The sequence below is a fragment of the Pseudomonas neustonica genome (genome assembly GCF_003797945.1).
GTDB lineage: Bacteria > Pseudomonadota > Gammaproteobacteria > Pseudomonadales > Pseudomonadaceae > Halopseudomonas > Halopseudomonas neustonica.
In genome coordinates this window covers 250718-268292 of the sequence record NZ_RKKU01000003.1, presented here as the reverse complement: position 1 = coordinate 268292, position 17575 = coordinate 250718, and the positions used below count along the sequence as shown (strand labels likewise).

Genomic DNA, 17575 nt, shown 5'->3' with positions numbered 1-17575 from the left:
CTTCAGCCGCGGACGATGGTATTGGCGTCCAGCGCCTGCTTAGCGGCAATCTTGTCGCGAATCATTTTTTCCAGCCGATCAACCAGATCAGCGTTATCTACTTTCTGGTCGGGTTTGCCATCCTGATAGATCAGGTTGTTAGGCGAGCCACCAGTCAGGCCGATATCGGCCTCTTTGGCCTCACCCGGACCGTTTACCACACAGCCAATCACAGCAACATCCAGCGGCGTCAGCACATCATCCAGACGGCTTTCCAGCTCGTTCATGGTTTTGATGACATCAAAATTCTGCCGTGAGCAGCTGGGGCAGGCAATAAAGTTGATGCCCCGCGAACGAAGGTGCAGCGACTTCAGGATATCGAAGCCTACCTTGATCTCCTCGACCGGATCGGCCGCCAGCGAGATGCGGATGGTATCACCAATACCCTCAGCCAAAAGCATGCCTAAGCCGACAGATGACTTCACGGTACCGGAACGCAGCCCACCCGCCTCTGTGATACCCAAGTGCAGCGGCTGATCAATCTGTTGCGCCAACAAACGATAAGCACCCACGGCCATAAACACGTCGGACGCTTTGACGCTGACCTTGAAGTCCTGAAAATCAAGCCGATCCAGATGCTCGACATGACGCAACGCGGACTCTACCAACGCGGCCGGGGTTGGCTCGCCATACTTTTTCTGCAGATCCTTTTCCAGCGACCCGGCGTTCACGCCTATGCGAATCGGAATCCCGTTGTGACGGGCCGCATCGACCACCGCCTTGACGCGGTCTTCACGGCCGATATTGCCGGGGTTGATGCGCAGGCAATCCACACCCAGATCGGCAACTCGCAGAGCGATCTTGTAGTCAAAATGAATATCAGCAACCAACGCCATGCTGGTCAACTTGCGAATTTCACCAAACGCCTCGGCCGCTTCCATGCTGGGAATCGACACCCGCACGATATCAGCACCGGCAGCTTCCAAACGCTGAATCTGGTCGACCGTAGCCGCCACATCACAGGTTTCGGTGTTGGTCATACTTTGTACTGAAATAGGCGCATCGCCTCCGACAAGAATCGAACCTACCTTGATCTGCCGGGACACACGACGCTTAATCGGCGATTGATGCTGCATAGCGGAATAACCTCTTACTGACCCAAGCGCAGGCGCGCGACGCCTGACTGACTCTGTTGCGGCAGCGTAATTTGCTCACCCCGATAGTTGATACTTTGCACGGCGCTACGATCGCCAATCACCAGATCGACAGCGCCCGGATGGCTCAGGTTCAGCGTTTGCCCGGCCTGCATCAAACCACTGTGCAACACCTCGCCACTCACCGCCTTTACTTGCACCCAGCAATTAGCCACAAAGCTCATACTCAAAGCAGCACTTGCAGACGGCTGCGCCTCAGCGGCAGCGATGGCAGGACTGTCTTGCGATGCAACGGCTGCAGCGCTATCAGCAACAACCGCTGTATCGACGCCACTGGCGCTCGCAGCATCTTCATCGCCACTCACATCCGTAACAGCCGATTGTGATTGCGCCTGCTCGACCTCATCCAGTCCGAGATTTCCGCCGGTCAGCGCCTCGGCCTGCTCTGCGATAGCCGCTGGCAAGGTGAGAGAGTCTACCTCGACCTCATCCATCAATTGATCGCCCGCCAGAGGATCAGCCGGTACTGACGGCACATCACTGCCGCGACTGTCATACCACCAGGCTACCGACGCGATCAGTATGAGAAGAATCAGCAAGCTGACCCAGCGCATCAGCCCGCCACCACTGCGACGTGGCTCGGCGATCCGGCTTATCCCATTAACCGAGCGCTCGCGTACTTCAATGCCGCGATAACGGTCAAACTCAAGAGCCAGGCGATTAGGATCGAGCCCTACCATACGGGCATAACTGCGAATATAGCCGCGTGCAAAGGTATCTCCGGGCAGGCGATCGTAAAGCCCGTTCTCGATACCATCGACAGCGGCAACGGAAATTTTCAGGTTTTGTGCAATATCGAGCTGCGACATCTTGCGCTCGGCACGCGCCTCCCGCAACGTCTCACCCGGGTTACTCATGAGCTGCTTTTCAGCGGGAGCTGCCGGTGCATCAGGGCGTTCTGAACTCATAATTATTCGGACTCCATAAGCGCTTTCGCTTCAGGACTAGCAGGGTAGAGTCGTTTGAGTTGCAAGGCATAGCTAGCCGCACGACTGTGATCTTCGAAGCGCTTGGCCAACTGGATACCCAGCGCCAGGCTGGCGGCATTCTGCCCCGACATGTCGGCAAAGGCTCGGTAATGCTGCCACGCCGGCACATAGTCCTGCGCCTGATATTCAAGCTGAGCCAATTCAAGCAGGGCGCGGGGCTGACGACTATTCAAGCGCAACGAACGTTCGAAGCTTTCACGCGCTTCGGTGGTTGCGCCCATGCGCTGGTAGGTAATACCCAGGTTCTCAAAAACCCGAGAACGTTCGCTGTAAAGCGTATCTTCCGCAGCCTGCTGAAAGTAACCCAAGGCCTCGGGATAGCGCTCCCTGTCCAGCAGGAAGGCACCGTAATTGTTCAAAATCCGTGAATCGTTGGGCTCCGCACTCAGCGCAGCACGAAAATGCTTCTCGGCCGTCTCGTACTCACCTTCGTACTGAAACACCAGCGCCAATGCCGTATTCGCGGAGGCAGACCGGGGGTCGATCGCCAAAGCTTCGCTGAGTGGCTTCTTGGCCCGCTCGGTTTCGCCTTTTTGCAGATAACCCAAACCCAGCTGAATATAGGAATCGCGTGCCTGAATCGGGTCAACCTTACGGCCAGTGTCGCCTGTGGTAACGCAGCCGCTCAAAAACAGGCTCAGCGTTAACATCAAGGCTGCAGACTTAATCATGCGCTCATCCTTTCTGGCAGAAACTACGAGTGATTGTTATCGCGAGCGGGTTCAACAACGTCCGCTTCGGCCGCCAATTGGCGCACTGCAATATAACGTTCACTGCGGCGAGTACGATCCATCACCTGGCCGACCAATTGGCCACAGGCCGCGTCAATATCTTCGCCACGCGTGGTCCGTACGGTGACGTTATAACCCGCCTGATGCAACATATCCTGGAAACGACGGATAGCATTGTTGCTGGGACGCTCATAACCAGAGTGCGGAAACGGATTAAAAGGAATCAGATTGATCTTGCAGGGAATATCGCGCAGCAACTCGATCATTTCCGCTGCATGCTCAGGACGATCATTAACATCCTTGAGCAGGGTGTACTCGATTGTCAGCGAGCGCTTCTCGCCGAGACCGGCAATGTACTTCTTGCAGGCCGGCAACAGCACCTCCAACGGGTACTTCTTGTTCAGCGGCACCAGCTGGCTACGCAGCTCGTTATTGGGCGCGTGAAGTGATAGCGCCAAGGCCACATCGGTAATCTCGCCGAGCTTCTCGATCATTGGCACCACGCCTGAGGTGGACAGTGTCACCTTACGCTTGGAAATGCCATAACCCATGTCATCCATCATCAACTGCATAGAGTCGACGACGTTATCAAAATTCAGTAGCGGCTCGCCCATGCCCATCATCACCACGTTGGTCACCGAGCGATCAACGGTGGCAGGCACCGAACCGAAAGATTTGTTGGCAATCCAGACCTGGCCGATAATTTCCGCCACAGTCAGATCACTATTGAAACCCTGTTTGCCGGTCGAGCAGAAGCTGCAGTCCAGCGCACAGCCCGCCTGGGAAGATACACACAAGGTGCCTCGTCCATTCTGCGGAATGTAAACCGTCTCTACACAACTGCCCGAGGCAACCCGCACGACCCACTTGCGTGTGCCATCGCGGGAAATATCCTCACTGACAACTTCCGGACCGCGGATCTCGGCGCAGGCCTTGAGCTTTTCGCGCAGGGCCTTGCCAACGTTGGTCATTTCATCAAAGTTGTCGACACCATAGTGATGAATCCACTTCATGATCTGGCCGGCGCGAAAACGCTTCTCTCCCAACTGCTCGAAGAAAGCTTCCAGTTTCTGCTGGGTCAAACCCAGCAAATTGGTCTTGCTGGTGGCATTAGTCATGGCGATCACATCACTTGGTTGGTGCAGATGAGTTTGAACTTAGCGAGTGCGTGGGCACAACTCAGTTTCTGCGAAGAAATAACCGATCTCGCGAGCGGCAGATGCAGCAGAGTCAGAACCGTGCACAGCGTTGGCATCGATAGACTCAGCGAAATCAGCGCGAATGGTACCGGCAGCCGCTTCTTTCGGGTTGGTTGCGCCCATCAGGTCGCGGTTTTTCAGCACGGCGCCTTCGCCTTCCAGTACTTGCACAACAACGGGTCCGGACGTCATGAAACCAACCAGATCCTTGAAGAAAGGACGCTCTTTGTGCTCGGCGTAGAAGCCTTCAGCATCGGACTGAGACAGCTGAACCATCTTGGCAGCAACGACGCTCAGACCAGCCTGCTCGAAGCGGCTCAGAATCTGACCAACAACGTTTTTGGCAACGGCATCGGGCTTGATGATAGACAGGGTACGTTCAACAGCCATGTAACTCTCCAGACAGTATTTTCGGATTGAAATGATAAAAAATGGTTAACCTGCGGATTATACGCAGGTTAAAGACAAATAGATAACAGCTGCAAGGATGCCAATTGAGGTTTGGCTCAACCGCCGTTTCGGAGGCGATTTACCACCAGGCAGATAACCTCGGCGGCGCGCGCCACGTCTTGCTCGGAGCTAAAGCGGCCGAGCGAAAGACGAATTGAGCTATGCGCCAGCTCATCACTCAATCCAATCGCCCGCAGCACATAAGAGGGCTCCACCGCCGCTGAGGTGCAGGCTGAACCACTGGACAATGCCAGATCCTTTAACGCCAGCAACAACAGCTCGCCATCAACACCGGCAAAAGCAAGATTCAAGTTGTGCGGCACGCGCGCATCAGCGCTGCCGTTGAGCGTTACCCCATCCAGCTCAGCCAAACCGGCCATCAAAGCATCGCGCAGGGCGCTAATACGCTGCACCTCAGCCAGCATTAACGAGCCTGCCAGCGCGAACGCCTCGCCCATTCCGACAATCTGGTGCGTTGCCAGGGTACCGGAGCGCATGCCGCGCTCATGCCCGCCGCCGTGTATCTGCGCCTCAAGCCGCAGCGGCAAGCCACGACGCACGAATAGCGCACCAATACCCTTGGGGCCGTAGGTCTTGTGGGCGCTGAACGACATGAAGTCGACAGGCAAAGCCTTCAAATCTATGGATAGCTTGCCGGTCGACTGCGCCGCGTCAACGTGAAACAGAACCTTGTGCGCGTGGGCGACGGCGCCAAGAGCAGCAATATCATTGACCGTGCCCAGCTCATTATTAACGTGCATAAGCGACACCAGCACGGTGTCGTCACGCAAAGCTGCCTCTAGCTGCTCGGGACTGATTATCCCTTCAGCGCCGGGCTGCAGATAGGTAACTTCAAACCCCTCGCGCTGCAGCTGATGGCAGCTATCGAGCACTGCCTTATGTTCTATTTTTGAGGTGATAATGTGCCGCCCCTGCTCGGCAAGCGCATGCGCCACACCCTTGATCGCCAGGTTATCGGACTCGGTAGCACCAGAGGTCCAGACCAGCTCACGCGGATCGGCACCAACCAAATCGGCCACCTGACGCCGCGCCATTTCCACAGCTTCTTCGGCCTTCCACCCGTACAGATGTGAACGTGACGCGGGGTTGGCAAAGTTACCGTCCAGCGTCAGGCAGGCCATCATCTTTTCCGCCACCTGCGGGTCGACTGGCGTTGTGGCCGCATAATCAAGGTAAATGGGTTGCTTCATGGATTCACCTCAGCGTGCAATGGAGTCATTACTTTCAGCATCCACTGCCACTTCGCCGTCATCCTTCAGCAACTCAAAATCCTCACCACCCAGCGTTGGCAGCTCCTTGGCGCAGTAATCGCTGCCCAGCTCGCTCAACGCATTGCACATACCTTCAAGCCGACCGTCCACCGCATGCATATGGTCCAGCATCTGGCCGATGGCACGGGCAACAGGGTCGGGCATGTCGCGACTGACGCCATAGGCGTCGAAGCCAAGCTTTTCAGCCATGGCCTGGCGCTTGGCCTGCTGTTGCTGATCAGCCGACTGCTCCGCCTCCTTGACGATTATTCGGCCTGGGATACCCACCGCAGTCGCACCAGCAGGCACCGCTTTGGTCACCACTGCGTTGGAGCCGATCTTGGCACCCTTGCCGACGGTGAACGGGCCCAGCACCTTGGCGCCCGCACCGACCACTACGCCATCTTCCAGGGTTGGGTGGCGCTTACCATGATCCCAACTGGTCCCCCCGAGCGTGACGCCCTGATACAGGGTGACGTCATCACCGATCTCGGCTGTCTCGCCAATTACCACACCAAAACCATGGTCGATAAAAAAGCGGCGACCCAGCTTGGCACCCGGGTGAATCTCGATACCGGTTAACCAGCGCGCGAGATGCGACACCATGCGCGCCAGTAAAAAGGCATTACGCACCCACAAACCATGCGACAGACGGTGCATCCAGACCGCATGCAAGCCTGGATAGCAGGTCAGCACTTCCAGCGTGTTGCGCGCAGCAGGGTCACGATGGAAAACACTGGCTATATCTTCTTTCATGCGTTCAAACATGCTTAACGTCTCCGCTCACCGGATGCTTTGACTCCGATGGCTTTTTGGGTTTCGGTCAAAATACCACGCAGGATGTTCATCTCCATCCGATTGACCTGAATACGACCGTACAAACGGCGCAAGCGCGGCATCAACTGTCTGGGTTTTTGAGGGTCGTGGAAGCCGATTTCAACCAGCACCTGCTCAAGATGCTGAAAATACTGCTCCAGCTCTCCGGCAGTAGCCGGGGTTTCATTAGGCAGCGCGGTGGTCTCAATCTTATGCATCTTGGTCGGTGCACCGGCGCGCTGCAACGACTGCATACGCAATTCATAGGCCAACACCTGCACCGCCGCGCCCAGATTGAGTGAACTGAAATCCGGCATTGACGGGATGTGCACGTGATACTGACAGCGCTGTAGCTCTTCACTGGTCAGGCCCGCATCTTCACGCCCAAAGACAATAGCGACCGGACCGCTTTGCTCGGACTCAAGACGATTCAGCACTTCATCTGCCGCTTCGCGCGGGTCAAGCACAGGCCAGGGAATACGGCGATCACGGGCACTGGTACCCAGTACCAGTACACAGTCGGCAATGGCCTCTTCCAGGGTTTCTACGATGCGCGCGCCCTGCAAAACGTCTTCAGCACCGGCAGCGCGAGCGTTGGCTTGCTGGTCAGGGAAACGCACCGGATCGACCAGCACCAACTCGTGCAGGCCCATGTTTTTCATCGCTCGCGCCGCACCACCGATGTTGCCAGGATGGCTGGTATTGACCAATACAACACGCACATTATTCAACACTGCAACACCTTTGGGCACCTGAATGAACCCTGCATATTACAAAAGCTATAGGGCGATAGCCATGATGCATTCATGTTGCCAAGGTTATCTGCTACAATTTCCGGCTTTTCATCTTCCCGACAGAGATACATCCCTATGCAGCCCATGCTGAACATCGCCCTCCGCGCCGCACGTAGCGCCGGAGAAATGATCTACCGTTCCATGGAACGTATTGATGTTCTTACCGTCGACGAGAAGGACGCTCGCGACTACGTGACCGAAATTGACCGCGCCGCCGAGCAGACCATTATTTCCCATCTGCGCAAGGCATACCCCGATCACAGCATCCAGGCTGAAGAGTCCGGATTTCAGCCTGGCCAGGGCGACGGCGCAGATACCGTGTGGATTATCGACCCACTGGATGGCACTACCAACTTCATCCACGGCGTACCGCATTTTGCGATCAGCATCGCTTGCCGGGTCAAAGGCCGCACTGAACACGCTGTAGTGTTCGATCCTATTCGTCAGGAAGAGTTTACCGCCAGCCGCGGCCGTGGCGCTGCCTTGAACGGCCGTCGCCTGCGAGTGAGCAACCGCAAAACCCTGGACGGCGCCCTGCTGGGTACCGGCTTCCCTTTCCGGGACAATCAGATCGACGCGCTGGACAACTATCTGGGCATGTTCCGCAGCCTGGTGGGTCAAACTGCTGGCATCCGTCGCGCTGGCGCTGCGAGCCTGGACCTGGCCTACGTGGCCGCCGGTCGCTACGACGCTTTCTGGGAATTTGGCCTGGCCGAGTGGGATATGGCTGCGGGCGCGCTTTTGATTCAGGAAGCAGGTGGCCTGGTCAGTGATTTCACTGGCAGCCACCACTTCCTCGACAAAGGCCACATCGTCGCTGGCAACCCCAAGTGCTTCAAAGCGGTGCTAACCGCCATTCAGCCGCACCTGACCTCCGGCATGAAACTCTAAGAGTTTCATGCCCAGCGGCAAGCTTTAAGCTACAAGCTACAAGCTACAAGCTACAAGCTACAAGCTGATTGTGCAGGCTTGAATAGAAAGGCCCATACGTTAGTTCGGTGTGGGCCTTTTTTTGTGGGTATTTTTTTGGCTGGAAGCTGGAAGCTGGAAGCTGGAAGCTGGAAGCTGGAAGCTGGAAGCTGGAAGCTGGAAGCTGGAAGCTGGAAGCCAAGGATGTCCCGCGCGAACCCAGAGTCAAGTCCAGCAACGAAAAAAGCCCATACCAAAATCCGGTATGGGCTTTTTGTTCTAGCTTCTAGCTTCTAACTTACGGCTTACGGCTTACGGCTTGCAGCTTGCGCCTTGCAGCTACATCGGCAAAGCCGATGCTAGGGCCGGTCGTCAATGGCCTCTTCGATCTGCGGCGGGATCAGGTCATCACGCGTCAGCTTCATAGTCACTAGCAAACCACCGGCAATGTAGATGGAGGAGTAGGTACCCACACCCACACCGATCAGCAACGCCGTCGCGAACCCGTGAATATTCTCACCGCCAAACCAGAACAGCGCGAGGAGCACCAGAATGGTCGAGAAAGAGGTTGCCAGGGTACGCCCCAGGGTTTGAGTGGTCGAGATGTTGATGATGTCGGTCAACTCGGTCTGACGCATCAACCGCATATTCTCCCGCACCCGGTCGAACACAACGATAGTATCGTTCAGCGAATAGCCGATTACCGCCAGCAGGGCCGCCAGCACCGTCAGATCGAATGACAGACCGAACAGTGAAAATATGCCAAGGGTAAAGATCACGTCGTGGAACAGCGCGACGATGGCCGACACGGCAAACTTCATCTGAAAGCGCAGCGATACGTAAAGCAGAATACCACCGAGCGCCAACAGCATGCCGAGGCCGCCCTTGTCGCGCAGCTCTTCACCTACCTGTGGGCCGATAAACTCGACACGCTTAACCGATACGTCATTGCCATCCTGGCGCTTCACCAACTGGGCAATTTCAGCGCCCAGATCAGGATTCTCGCTGGGCAGACGAATCAGCACATCCGTCGACGCGCCAAAGTTTTGCACCACCGCATCGTTCCAGCCGTTCTCGCGCAGCACACCGCGAATTTCTTCCAGATCAGCCGGCTGGCTATAGTTCAGCTCCACCAGCGCACCACCGGTAAAGTCGAGCCCCAGATTGAGCTGCTTGACTACCAGACTGGCAATCGACGCCAGCATCAGCACTATGGCAAGACCAAAGAAGACCTTGCGCAGCCCGAGGAAATTAATGGTTTTAATGTTAGTCATGGGTTGATCCTCACAGCCACAGCTTCTTGATGTCGCGTCCACCGACGGACAAGTTGACCATGGCACGGGTGACCATGATGGCACTGAACATCGAGGTCAGAATCCCCAGCGACAGTGTAACGGCGAAGCCCTTGATCGGACCGGAACCCATGGCAAATAGGATTACCCCGACCAGCAGCGTCGTCAGGTTACCGTCGATAATGGCGGAGAACGCCTTATCGTAGCCCTCATGCACAGCGCGCTGCGGCGATATCCCGTTGGCAACTTCTTCCTTGATACGCGAAAAGATCAGCACGTTGGCGTCGACCGCCATACCCAGCGTCAGCACGATACCGGCAATACCGGGAAGCGTCAGCGTGGCACCCAACAGCGACATAAGCGCCAACAGCAGCACAAGATTGAAGGTCAGCGCTATGCCAGCAAACACGCCGAATGCGCGATACACCAGCACCATGAAAATCAATACCAGCGCAAAACCGACCTGCGTAGCCGTCACACCCTTGGCAATGTTCTCTGCGCCCAGGCTGGGGCCGATAGTTCGCTCTTCAACAAAATGCATCGGCGCAGCTAGCCCGCCTGCACGCAATAATAGCGCTAGCTCAGAGGCCTCAGCGGGCGAATCCAGACCGGTGATGCGGAACTGGTTACCCAGCGCGCTTTGGATGGTCGCCAAGCTGATGATCGATTTCTCTTCAACAAAGGCCGGAATCTCGACCTGCTGCTCTACCCCATCAACTTCCTGGGTAACAGTGCGACTGATCTCGCGCTGCTCGATGAACAGTACCGCCATGCCACGACCGATATTGCTGCGCGTAGCGCGGTTCATCAATTCGCCGCCGTGACTATCTAGTTTGATATTAACTTGCGGGCGACCGTTTTCGTCGTAGTTGGACTGGGCGTCGGTAACCTGATCACCGGTAATGATGAGACTGCGCTCAACCTGAGCCGGCGGACGGCCGTTGCTGCCCCGATACTCAAAAGTTTCGGTGGTTGCCGCAGGCGCATCAGGCTCAGCAGCGAGACGAAACTCGAGGTTCGCAGTCTTACCCAGCACCCGCTTGGCTTCAGCGGTATCCTGAACGCCCGGCAGTTCAACCACGATACGATTGGCACCCTGACGCTGCACCAGAGGCTCGGCCACACCGAGCTCATTGACTCGATTACGGACAGTGGTCAGGTTCTGCTGAACCGCATATTCACGAATGTTGGAAATTTCCGCTTCGGTCAGGGTCAGCTGCAACACCTGCTGATCGCCCCGCTCGACCGAGTTCAGTGCAAACTGGGGATACTGCTTACCGATCAGGCGCCGCGCGGCCGACAGATCCTCTTCATTGGCGAAGCCAAATTGCAGGGTAGTGCCCTGGGTAGGCAAGCTGCGATAACGCAACTTTTCGGTACGCATCAAGCCACGCACTTCACTTTGATAGACATTGACCCGCGTCTCCAAAGCCTTGTCCATATCAACTTGCAGCAGGAAGTGCACACCACCGGAGAGATCCAGACCCAGAGTCATAGGTCCTGCGCCGATATTCATCAGCCACTCTGGCGTGGTTGGCGCCAGATTTTGTGCTACCACGTAATCGCGGCCCAGCGCATCGCGCACCACATCCTGCGCGCCCAATTGATCAGAGCGATTTACCAGGCGCACCAGACCAGAACGGCCATTACTGCCCAGTTCACTGCCCTTGGTCTGCAGGCCAGCACTGGCCAGCGCCTGCTCAATAAGATCAAGGTCGGCCTGTTCGATAGTTTGCGTGGAGCTGGCACCGGAAATCTGAATGGCAGGATCGTCCGGATACAGGTTAGGCGTGGCATAGATCAGGCCAAGCGCGAGCACGACCACAATCAGCAAATACTTCCAGAGGGGGTAACGGTTGAGCATATCAGGGCCTGATAGCAGTCCGGGCGCCTTATCGGCGCCCGGAACAGAGTTCTACATGAGGGATTAGATGGCTTTCAGCGTGCCCTTGGGCAACACGGCGACAATAGCGCCTTTCTGAAACTTCAGTTCCTGACTGTCAGTCACTTCCAGCACCACGAACTCATCTGTCACTTTCTTGACCTTGCCCAGAATACCGCCACCGGTCACTACTTCATCGCCGTTGGACAGATTTGCCAGCAGGTTCTTGTGCTCTTTCGCACGCTTGGACTGCGGACGCCAGATCATCAGATAGAAAATAACGACGAAGCCGACCAGAAAAATCCATTCAAAACCGGCACCCATAGGCGCGGCTGCGCCGCCAGCTGATTGCGCCATAGCGGCGGGGATGAAAAAGCTCATGTGATACTCCTGTTATTAAACTGCTAGAAAATCGGTTATGGGGGCGATCCGAGCGCCAATCAAGCCTGCAATGGAGGAACCGGCAGACCCAGCTTGGCGTAGAAGTCTTCCACAAAGTCGGTCAATGTACCCTGTTGAATGGCACTGCGCAAACCTGCCATAAGCCGCTGATAATGCCGCAGGTTATGGATAGTATTGAGCATACTGCCAAGCATTTCGCCACACTTGTCCAAGTGATGCAGGTACGCCCGTGAGAAGTTCTGACAGGTGTAGCAATCACAAGCTGAATCAAGCGGGTTCTGATCGTGACGATGCACCGCATTACGGATCTTGATGACACCCGCCTCGGTGAACAAATGCCCGTTGCGTGCATTACGCGTAGGCATCACGCAATCGAACATATCCACGCCGCGCCGCACACCTTCCACCAGATCTTCCGGCTTGCCAACACCCATCAAGTAACGAGGTTTTTCTGGCGGCATGTGGCCGGGCAGAAAGTCCAGCACGCGCATCATCTCGTCTTTGGGCTCGCCCACTGATAGGCCGCCAATCGCCAGACCATCAAAGCCGATCTCGCACAGCCCTTCCAGCGAACGCAGGCGCAGACTTTCGTGCATACCACCCTGGACGATACCAAACAGCGCCGAAGGATTACCTTCGTGTGCTGCTTTAGAGCGCTTGGCCCAGCGCAACGACAATTCCATAGAGCGCCGCGCGGTATCTTCATCGGCGGGATAAGGCGTACATTCATCAAAGATCATCACAATGTCAGAGCCCAGCTCACGCTGAACCTGCATGGACTCTTCCGGCCCCATAAACACCTTGGCGCCATCGACCGGCGAAGAAAAGTAAACACCCTCTTCCTTGATCTTGCGCATAGCGCCCAGGCTGAACACCTGGAAGCCACCGGAGTCAGTGAGAATCGGGCCCTTCCACTGCATGAAATCATGCAGGTCGCCATGTTGCTGAATCACCTTGGTCCCTGGGCGCAGCCAGAGGTGAAAAGTATTACCGAGAATAATCTGCGCGCCGATCGCTTCTACATCGCGCGGCAACATGCCCTTGACGGTGCCATAGGTACCTACAGGCATAAAGGCAGGCGTCTCCACGACACCACGCGGAAAGGTCAGGCGTCCGCGACGGGCCTTGCCATCGGTGGCCAGCAATTCAAAGGACATGTGACTCATGGGGTAACCTCGGGGCCGCGAGCGGCTGGATTGCGGGTGATAAACATGGCATCACCGTAACTGAAAAAACGATAACCACCGGCTACAGCCGCCGCGTAAGCGGCCATGGTTTCGGGATAGCCAGCAAAGGCCGACACCAGCATCAGCAGCGTCGACTCCGGCAAATGAAAGTTGGTCACCAGCGCATCGACGACATGAAAGGTCTTGCCCGGATACAGAAAAATATCGGTATCACCTGTGAACGGCTTGATCTGCCCATCACGTGCTGCCGACTCCAGCGAGCGCACGCTGGTAGTGCCAACCGCGATAACACGACCGCCACGGGCCTTGCATTGCTCGACCGCCGCGACTACCTCGGGACCGACCTCAAGCCATTCCTGATGCATCACGTGATCTTCAATGCGCTCAACCCGAACCGGCTGAAAGGTACCCGCGCCAACATGCAATGTCACTTCTGCAGTCGCTACGCCCTTGTCCGCTATGGCCTGCAGCAATGCCTGATCAAAATGTAGTCCGGCGGTGGGCGCGGCTACTGCGCCTTGACGTTTGGCATAAACCGTTTGATAGCGCTCACGGTCCGCCTCTTCATCCGGCCGATCAATATAGGGCGGCAACGGCATATGCCCGATGCGATCCAGCAGCGGCAAAACCGGCTCGGCAAAGCGCAGCTCAAACAGCGCATCATGGCGCGCCACCATCTCAGCGACACCCTCACCATCAAGCAAAATCCGGCTGCCCGGCTTGGGCGATTTGCTCGAGCGGATATGCGCCAGCACGCGATACTCATCCAGCACCCGCTCAACCAGTACTTCCAACTGACCGCCGGTTTCCTTGCGACCAAACAGGCGCGCTGGAATTACCCGCGTATTGTTGAACACCATCAGGTCGCCCGGGCGCAAATAATCGAGCAGATCAGCAAAATGCCGATCACTCAGTGCGCCGCTAGGCCCATCCAGGCAGAGCAAACGACTGGCCCGGCGCTCAGCCAAGGGATGACGCGCGATAAGTTCGTCGGGCAGATCAAAGGCAAAATCACTGAGACGCATGCAGGCAGCGGTTCCGGAGGAGTTTGAAAGGGCGCACATAATAGCGGAAAACACGCCTCTCCGCGATCACTCGAAAAAACGAATGCTATTTGAGCATTGACCTTTATGCCCACAGCTTCGTATACTCCGCGCCGGCTTGCATGAAGCGCAAAGCCTCGATGGCGGAATTGGTAGACGCGGCGGATTCAAAATCCGTTTCTGGTGACAGAGTGGGAGTTCGATTCTCCCTCGAGGCACCATCTGACTCACTCAGATGGTTGTGGCAAGACCCTGAAAACAACCAGCTCTGAGCTGGTTTTTTTGTGCCTGAATTCCAGCTCTACCGCGCCTGTGGGTGAGAGTCAGGGTAACTGCACGCCACCCTCCGCGCGATGCAGTGCACGCAGACGCCCAGCCAACCGGCGAATATTGCGCTTGCCCAACTCAATCTCATTGCGCCGCCCAGCATCCAGTAACGCCAGCAGCTGCTCATCAAGATTACCGGCCATATCCAGCAAGCCCTGACGCCGCTCGGCGCTGCGCTGCTGCAATTGCTGCCATTCGCTTGCCTGCGGCAGGCCATAACCGGCGCCCAGCAACTCGGCGGGACGACTGAGATAACCACTATTCGCCAGTAACTGCTGCATCAGTTGCTCCGTGTCATCCAGGCCTTTGTGCCCGGTACCACGTAACGCCTGATAGCGCGCCTTCAGCTCCTGACGCACCAGCAGCAACTGGCGGCGCTGCGCGGCCTGCTCCAGCAGAAGCAGTGCTGCTGTAGTGCGCTGATCGCCCGCTGACAGCCATGCTGCGCGCTGCGCGGCACCCAACGTCAACCAATCATCGACACGCTCGACAGGCACCTCAAGGTTGGCCCGGACCACCTCAAGCATGACCTGATAGCGCTCACGGTAGGAATCAAAGAAATAGCCGCGGCGCATCGCCCATTCGCGATCAGCCAGCTCGCTGTCATCAGCCAGACCTCGCCCCTCAAACAGCGCCAACAGCCCTGTGGGCGTGATGCTCTCAAGATCCGTCAGTTCGGCATTGGCCGTGCCGCTGCGCAGCAGCTTGAGCGTTTCTACCGCGCAGTTATTGGTGATGAAATAATAGGTGCCGTCATAGCTCCAGTGCAGCTGTGCAGCCTGCTCAATCAAACCTTTACGCTCCTGCTCATTGAGCTGCAAGGGAATCGAGCTGAGGCTTCGCAGCTCCAGCTTGGTGTATTCATCGACGACCTGAGTGAGCGGCAAAATGAACAGCCGAGAGGGGTAGTTGCCGGTGAGGCCGTCCCAGCTGGAGAGCTGAACATCCTCTACAAACGCACGAAACGACAGGACCAGATGCTGATCGACGTCCAGCATACAGTCCGGTCCAACCGGGCGGCCCGGCGCACAGATCACCAGGCGCAGCATGCTGTGCCCCCAGCGACTAGCCCAGGCCTGGTTAGGCTCGGCCAGCAGATAGTGCACCGCATAAACACGCTGCGGATCGATTCGCCCCAACGCCTGCTGCGCAGGATCCAGGCTAGCATTGAGGTAGGGATAACTAGCGGAGCAGGACTGCACATGCTCCGGCGCCCAGTTAAAGTGCTGACGGAAAAAAGCAAACAGCGCCGGGCGCCGACAAGCGTATTGCGGGTCGAGCAGGAAATACTCGACATTCACTGCGACGAACTCACTGGGACTGGTCAGCTCGTAACGATCAGGGCTGCGATCACGCTGATGGTTAACTTTGACGCGTGCGCCGCGCTCACCTACCCGCTCGGGCCAGCCAGCCAAGTCAAGCAAACGTGGATCATCACTGAGGCTAAAGCGTCGCTCGCCTTGCCCACGGCACCACGACGGCAACCCCACCAGCCCAAGGCTTTGTTGCTGTGACTGGCAGCGCTGGAACAGCCGACGCTGCCGGTCGGAGCCGTAGCGGCCTCGGTCGTAGAGATGAGCTATCTCATGAACCAGGGTTGCCAGCAGTTGCTGGCGTGTAGGATCAGCGTCCTGCGCAGCGACAAGCACAGACAGCTGCCGACGATTGAGCAGGAGCTTGCCACTTGCGCTCGCTCGACCGACCACACTGGCATCCAGTGCTGAGCTCCAGCGCACAGGCACCTCGGCATCAAGCCTGCTGAGCAGAACAGGTGGCAGCACCCTGCTGACGTCAGCCAACAGCGCCTGGCTGGCCGCCAGTTCCGCCTGATTCAAGTCGTCAGACTGCAAGACCAGACGCAATGCTGCCTGTGCCGGCAGGCACAACAGCAGCAGCAAAAACGTCAGCAGGCCAAGTCGAACGCCGCTCAACGGGCGAGGATAGCCTCAGCCAACTGCATGTCACTGGCACTCAGCGCAGGCTGTTGTTGACGAATGTGCACCAGCGCAGCTTCCAGGCGCACACCACGAATACTGCCACCACTGGCAACGAAGCTGGCCGCATCATCCTGCGCTTGCAGCAGCACCTTGTCGTTGCCGCCCGAGCTAACGTCACTGGTACCTTCCACACTATTAGCCAGGGACGCACCAATGGTATCTGTAGTAGCGATAAAGCTGCTCGCAGAGGCCAGACCAGAGAAAGCAAACACACCGATAGCAGCAAACAGGGAAAGACGTTTCATGGAAGCGCTCCTAAGCAAAGCAAAAGTGACACCCGCTGCAACCAATCAACCAGGGCAACAAGGCGCTTACCGCCGCTAAATAATAGCTGGTTTCACCAGCCGATACTCGCGGACTCTGTCACAGACCGCCGTTACGCCATGGTCAATTGGTGCCCCACCATACCCAGGACAAAGCCCAAGACGGCCCCCATGGGCGGCCCCCAATGTTTCTCCAGCTGTGCCTGAGGGGCAATATCCTGAAATACCGAGTAGCAAATCCCGCCGGCGGCAAATAGCATGACCATAGCAACCACTGAGGGATAAGCTGACAGCCAGCTGTATCCAAGCACGCCAAACATCGGCCCAAGCAAGGCAATTGCTGCAAAAATCAGCGCGATACGCCGAGCTCCATAATGTGTAGCGGCACGTAACTCTCGGCAGGCGTTGAATCCTTCCGGCAGATTCTGCAGCGTCATCAGACAAGCCAACAGCACACCACTGCTTTCGCCCACGGCAAAAGCGGCGCCCAGCGCCAGCGACTCGGGGAGAAAGTCGGATAGCATCGCAGCCAACTGCCCCGCTGGCGTCTTTATACGATCAAGCAGAACATCCAGAGCCATAAAGGCGACACCACCCGCCACAAAGCAAAACGCAGCCAACCAGGTCGATAACGGTGCGATGCCCTCTGGCACCAAGACCAGCGCCACCGCTGACAACAAGGCGCCGCCACCAAAGGCGATGATGCCGTGACGATATTCATCCGTCAGCCAAGTGGGCCGCAGCTGATCAACGCCCGCCAGCAACGCGCCCAGCGGCATGGCCATACCCGCCATGAAGGTCAGTGCGATGACCAGATAAAACTCCTGCAT

Annotated in this window: 17 protein-coding genes and 1 tRNA gene; 2 read left to right on the top strand and 16 right to left on the bottom strand. The window is 57.0% G+C overall.

The window, feature by feature from the left end; all coding sequences use genetic code 11:
• Positions 1-2 precede the first annotated feature (2 nt).
• The 8 genes from ispG to trmJ all read right to left on the bottom strand — a co-directional run bounded on the left by ispG (position 3) and on the right by trmJ (position 7383).
• Positions 3-1115: a flavodoxin-dependent (E)-4-hydroxy-3-methylbut-2-enyl-diphosphate synthase gene (gene ispG, locus EF096_RS04915; RefSeq protein WP_123888491.1), complete on the bottom strand. Its 1113-nt coding sequence runs from the start codon at positions 1113-1115 to the stop codon at positions 3-5.
• A gap of 14 nt (positions 1116-1129) precedes the next feature.
• A complete protein-coding gene (locus EF096_RS04910) occupies positions 1130-2101 on the bottom strand; it encodes a RodZ domain-containing protein (protein WP_123888490.1) in 972 nt (323 codons plus the stop codon).
• A 2-nt stretch (positions 2102-2103) separates the two neighbouring features.
• Entirely contained in the window at positions 2104-2853 is a 750-nt protein-coding gene (pilW, locus tag EF096_RS04905) for a type IV pilus biogenesis/stability protein PilW (protein WP_123888489.1), read from the bottom strand.
• 23 nt (positions 2854-2876) lie between these two features.
• The gene (gene rlmN, locus EF096_RS04900) at positions 2877-4031 is read right to left on the bottom strand and encodes a 23S rRNA (adenine(2503)-C(2))-methyltransferase RlmN (protein ID WP_123888488.1); all 1155 of its coding nucleotides are present in this window, start codon (positions 4029-4031) and stop codon (positions 2877-2879) included.
• A 39-nt stretch (positions 4032-4070) separates the two neighbouring features.
• Positions 4071-4502 (bottom strand): nucleoside-diphosphate kinase, encoded by a 432-nt coding sequence (gene ndk, locus EF096_RS04895; protein WP_123888487.1) that lies wholly within the window; start codon positions 4500-4502, stop codon positions 4071-4073.
• 116 nt (positions 4503-4618) lie between these two features.
• A complete protein-coding gene (locus tag EF096_RS04890) occupies positions 4619-5773 on the bottom strand; it encodes an IscS subfamily cysteine desulfurase (protein ID WP_123888486.1) in 1155 nt (384 codons plus the stop codon).
• A 9-nt stretch (positions 5774-5782) separates the two neighbouring features.
• The gene (gene cysE / locus EF096_RS04885) at positions 5783-6601 is read right to left on the bottom strand and encodes a serine O-acetyltransferase (RefSeq protein WP_123888485.1); all 819 of its coding nucleotides are present in this window, start codon (positions 6599-6601) and stop codon (positions 5783-5785) included.
• Positions 6602-6603: 2 nt separating this feature from the next.
• A complete protein-coding gene (gene trmJ / locus EF096_RS04880; RefSeq protein ID WP_123888484.1) occupies positions 6604-7383 on the bottom strand; it encodes a tRNA (cytosine(32)/uridine(32)-2'-O)-methyltransferase TrmJ in 780 nt (259 codons plus the stop codon).
• A 135-nt stretch (positions 7384-7518) separates the two neighbouring features.
• Here trmJ and suhB point away from each other — a divergent pair, with 135 nt between their 5' ends.
• Positions 7519-8334: a type III secretion system regulator SuhB gene (gene suhB, locus EF096_RS04875; RefSeq protein ID WP_123888483.1), complete on the top strand. Its 816-nt coding sequence runs from the start codon at positions 7519-7521 to the stop codon at positions 8332-8334.
• Positions 8335-8711: 377 nt separating this feature from the next.
• On the opposite strand, the gene secF is transcribed toward suhB, so the two are convergent.
• From secF to queA, 5 genes are all read right to left on the bottom strand, one after another.
• Positions 8712-9626 (bottom strand): protein translocase subunit SecF, encoded by a 915-nt coding sequence (gene secF, locus EF096_RS04865; protein WP_123888482.1) that lies wholly within the window; start codon positions 9624-9626, stop codon positions 8712-8714.
• 10 nt (positions 9627-9636) lie between these two features.
• Positions 9637-11508: a protein translocase subunit SecD gene (gene secD / locus EF096_RS04860; RefSeq protein WP_123888481.1), complete on the bottom strand. Its 1872-nt coding sequence runs from the start codon at positions 11506-11508 to the stop codon at positions 9637-9639.
• 63 nt (positions 11509-11571) lie between these two features.
• A complete protein-coding gene (gene yajC, locus EF096_RS04855; RefSeq protein ID WP_123888480.1) occupies positions 11572-11907 on the bottom strand; it encodes a preprotein translocase subunit YajC in 336 nt (111 codons plus the stop codon).
• Between the two features lie 59 nt (positions 11908-11966).
• A complete protein-coding gene (gene tgt / locus EF096_RS04850) occupies positions 11967-13085 on the bottom strand; it encodes a tRNA guanosine(34) transglycosylase Tgt (protein WP_123888524.1) in 1119 nt (372 codons plus the stop codon).
• A 5-nt stretch (positions 13086-13090) separates the two neighbouring features.
• Entirely contained in the window at positions 13091-14140 is a 1050-nt protein-coding gene (gene queA / locus EF096_RS04845) for a tRNA preQ1(34) S-adenosylmethionine ribosyltransferase-isomerase QueA (protein ID WP_123888479.1), read from the bottom strand.
• A 152-nt stretch (positions 14141-14292) separates the two neighbouring features.
• On the opposite strand from queA, the gene EF096_RS04840 reads away from it, so the two are divergent.
• Positions 14293-14379: transfer RNA gene (locus EF096_RS04840), tRNA-Leu, on the top strand.
• Positions 14380-14481: 102 nt separating this feature from the next.
• Here the strand turns inward: EF096_RS04840 and EF096_RS04835 are convergent.
• The 3 genes from EF096_RS04835 to EF096_RS04825 all read right to left on the bottom strand — a co-directional run bounded on the left by EF096_RS04835 (position 14482) and on the right by EF096_RS04825 (position 17575).
• The gene (locus tag EF096_RS04835) at positions 14482-16416 is read right to left on the bottom strand and encodes a DUF7844 domain-containing protein (RefSeq protein ID WP_235869631.1); all 1935 of its coding nucleotides are present in this window, start codon (positions 16414-16416) and stop codon (positions 14482-14484) included.
• Positions 16413-16727 (bottom strand): DUF2388 domain-containing protein, encoded by a 315-nt coding sequence (locus EF096_RS04830; protein ID WP_123888478.1) that lies wholly within the window; start codon positions 16725-16727, stop codon positions 16413-16415. Before EF096_RS04830 ends, EF096_RS04835 begins: the two co-directional genes overlap by 4 nt.
• 131 nt (positions 16728-16858) lie before the next feature.
• Positions 16859-17575, bottom strand: coding sequence for a ZIP family metal transporter (locus EF096_RS04825; protein ID WP_123888477.1), 717 nt, complete (start codon positions 17573-17575; stop codon positions 16859-16861).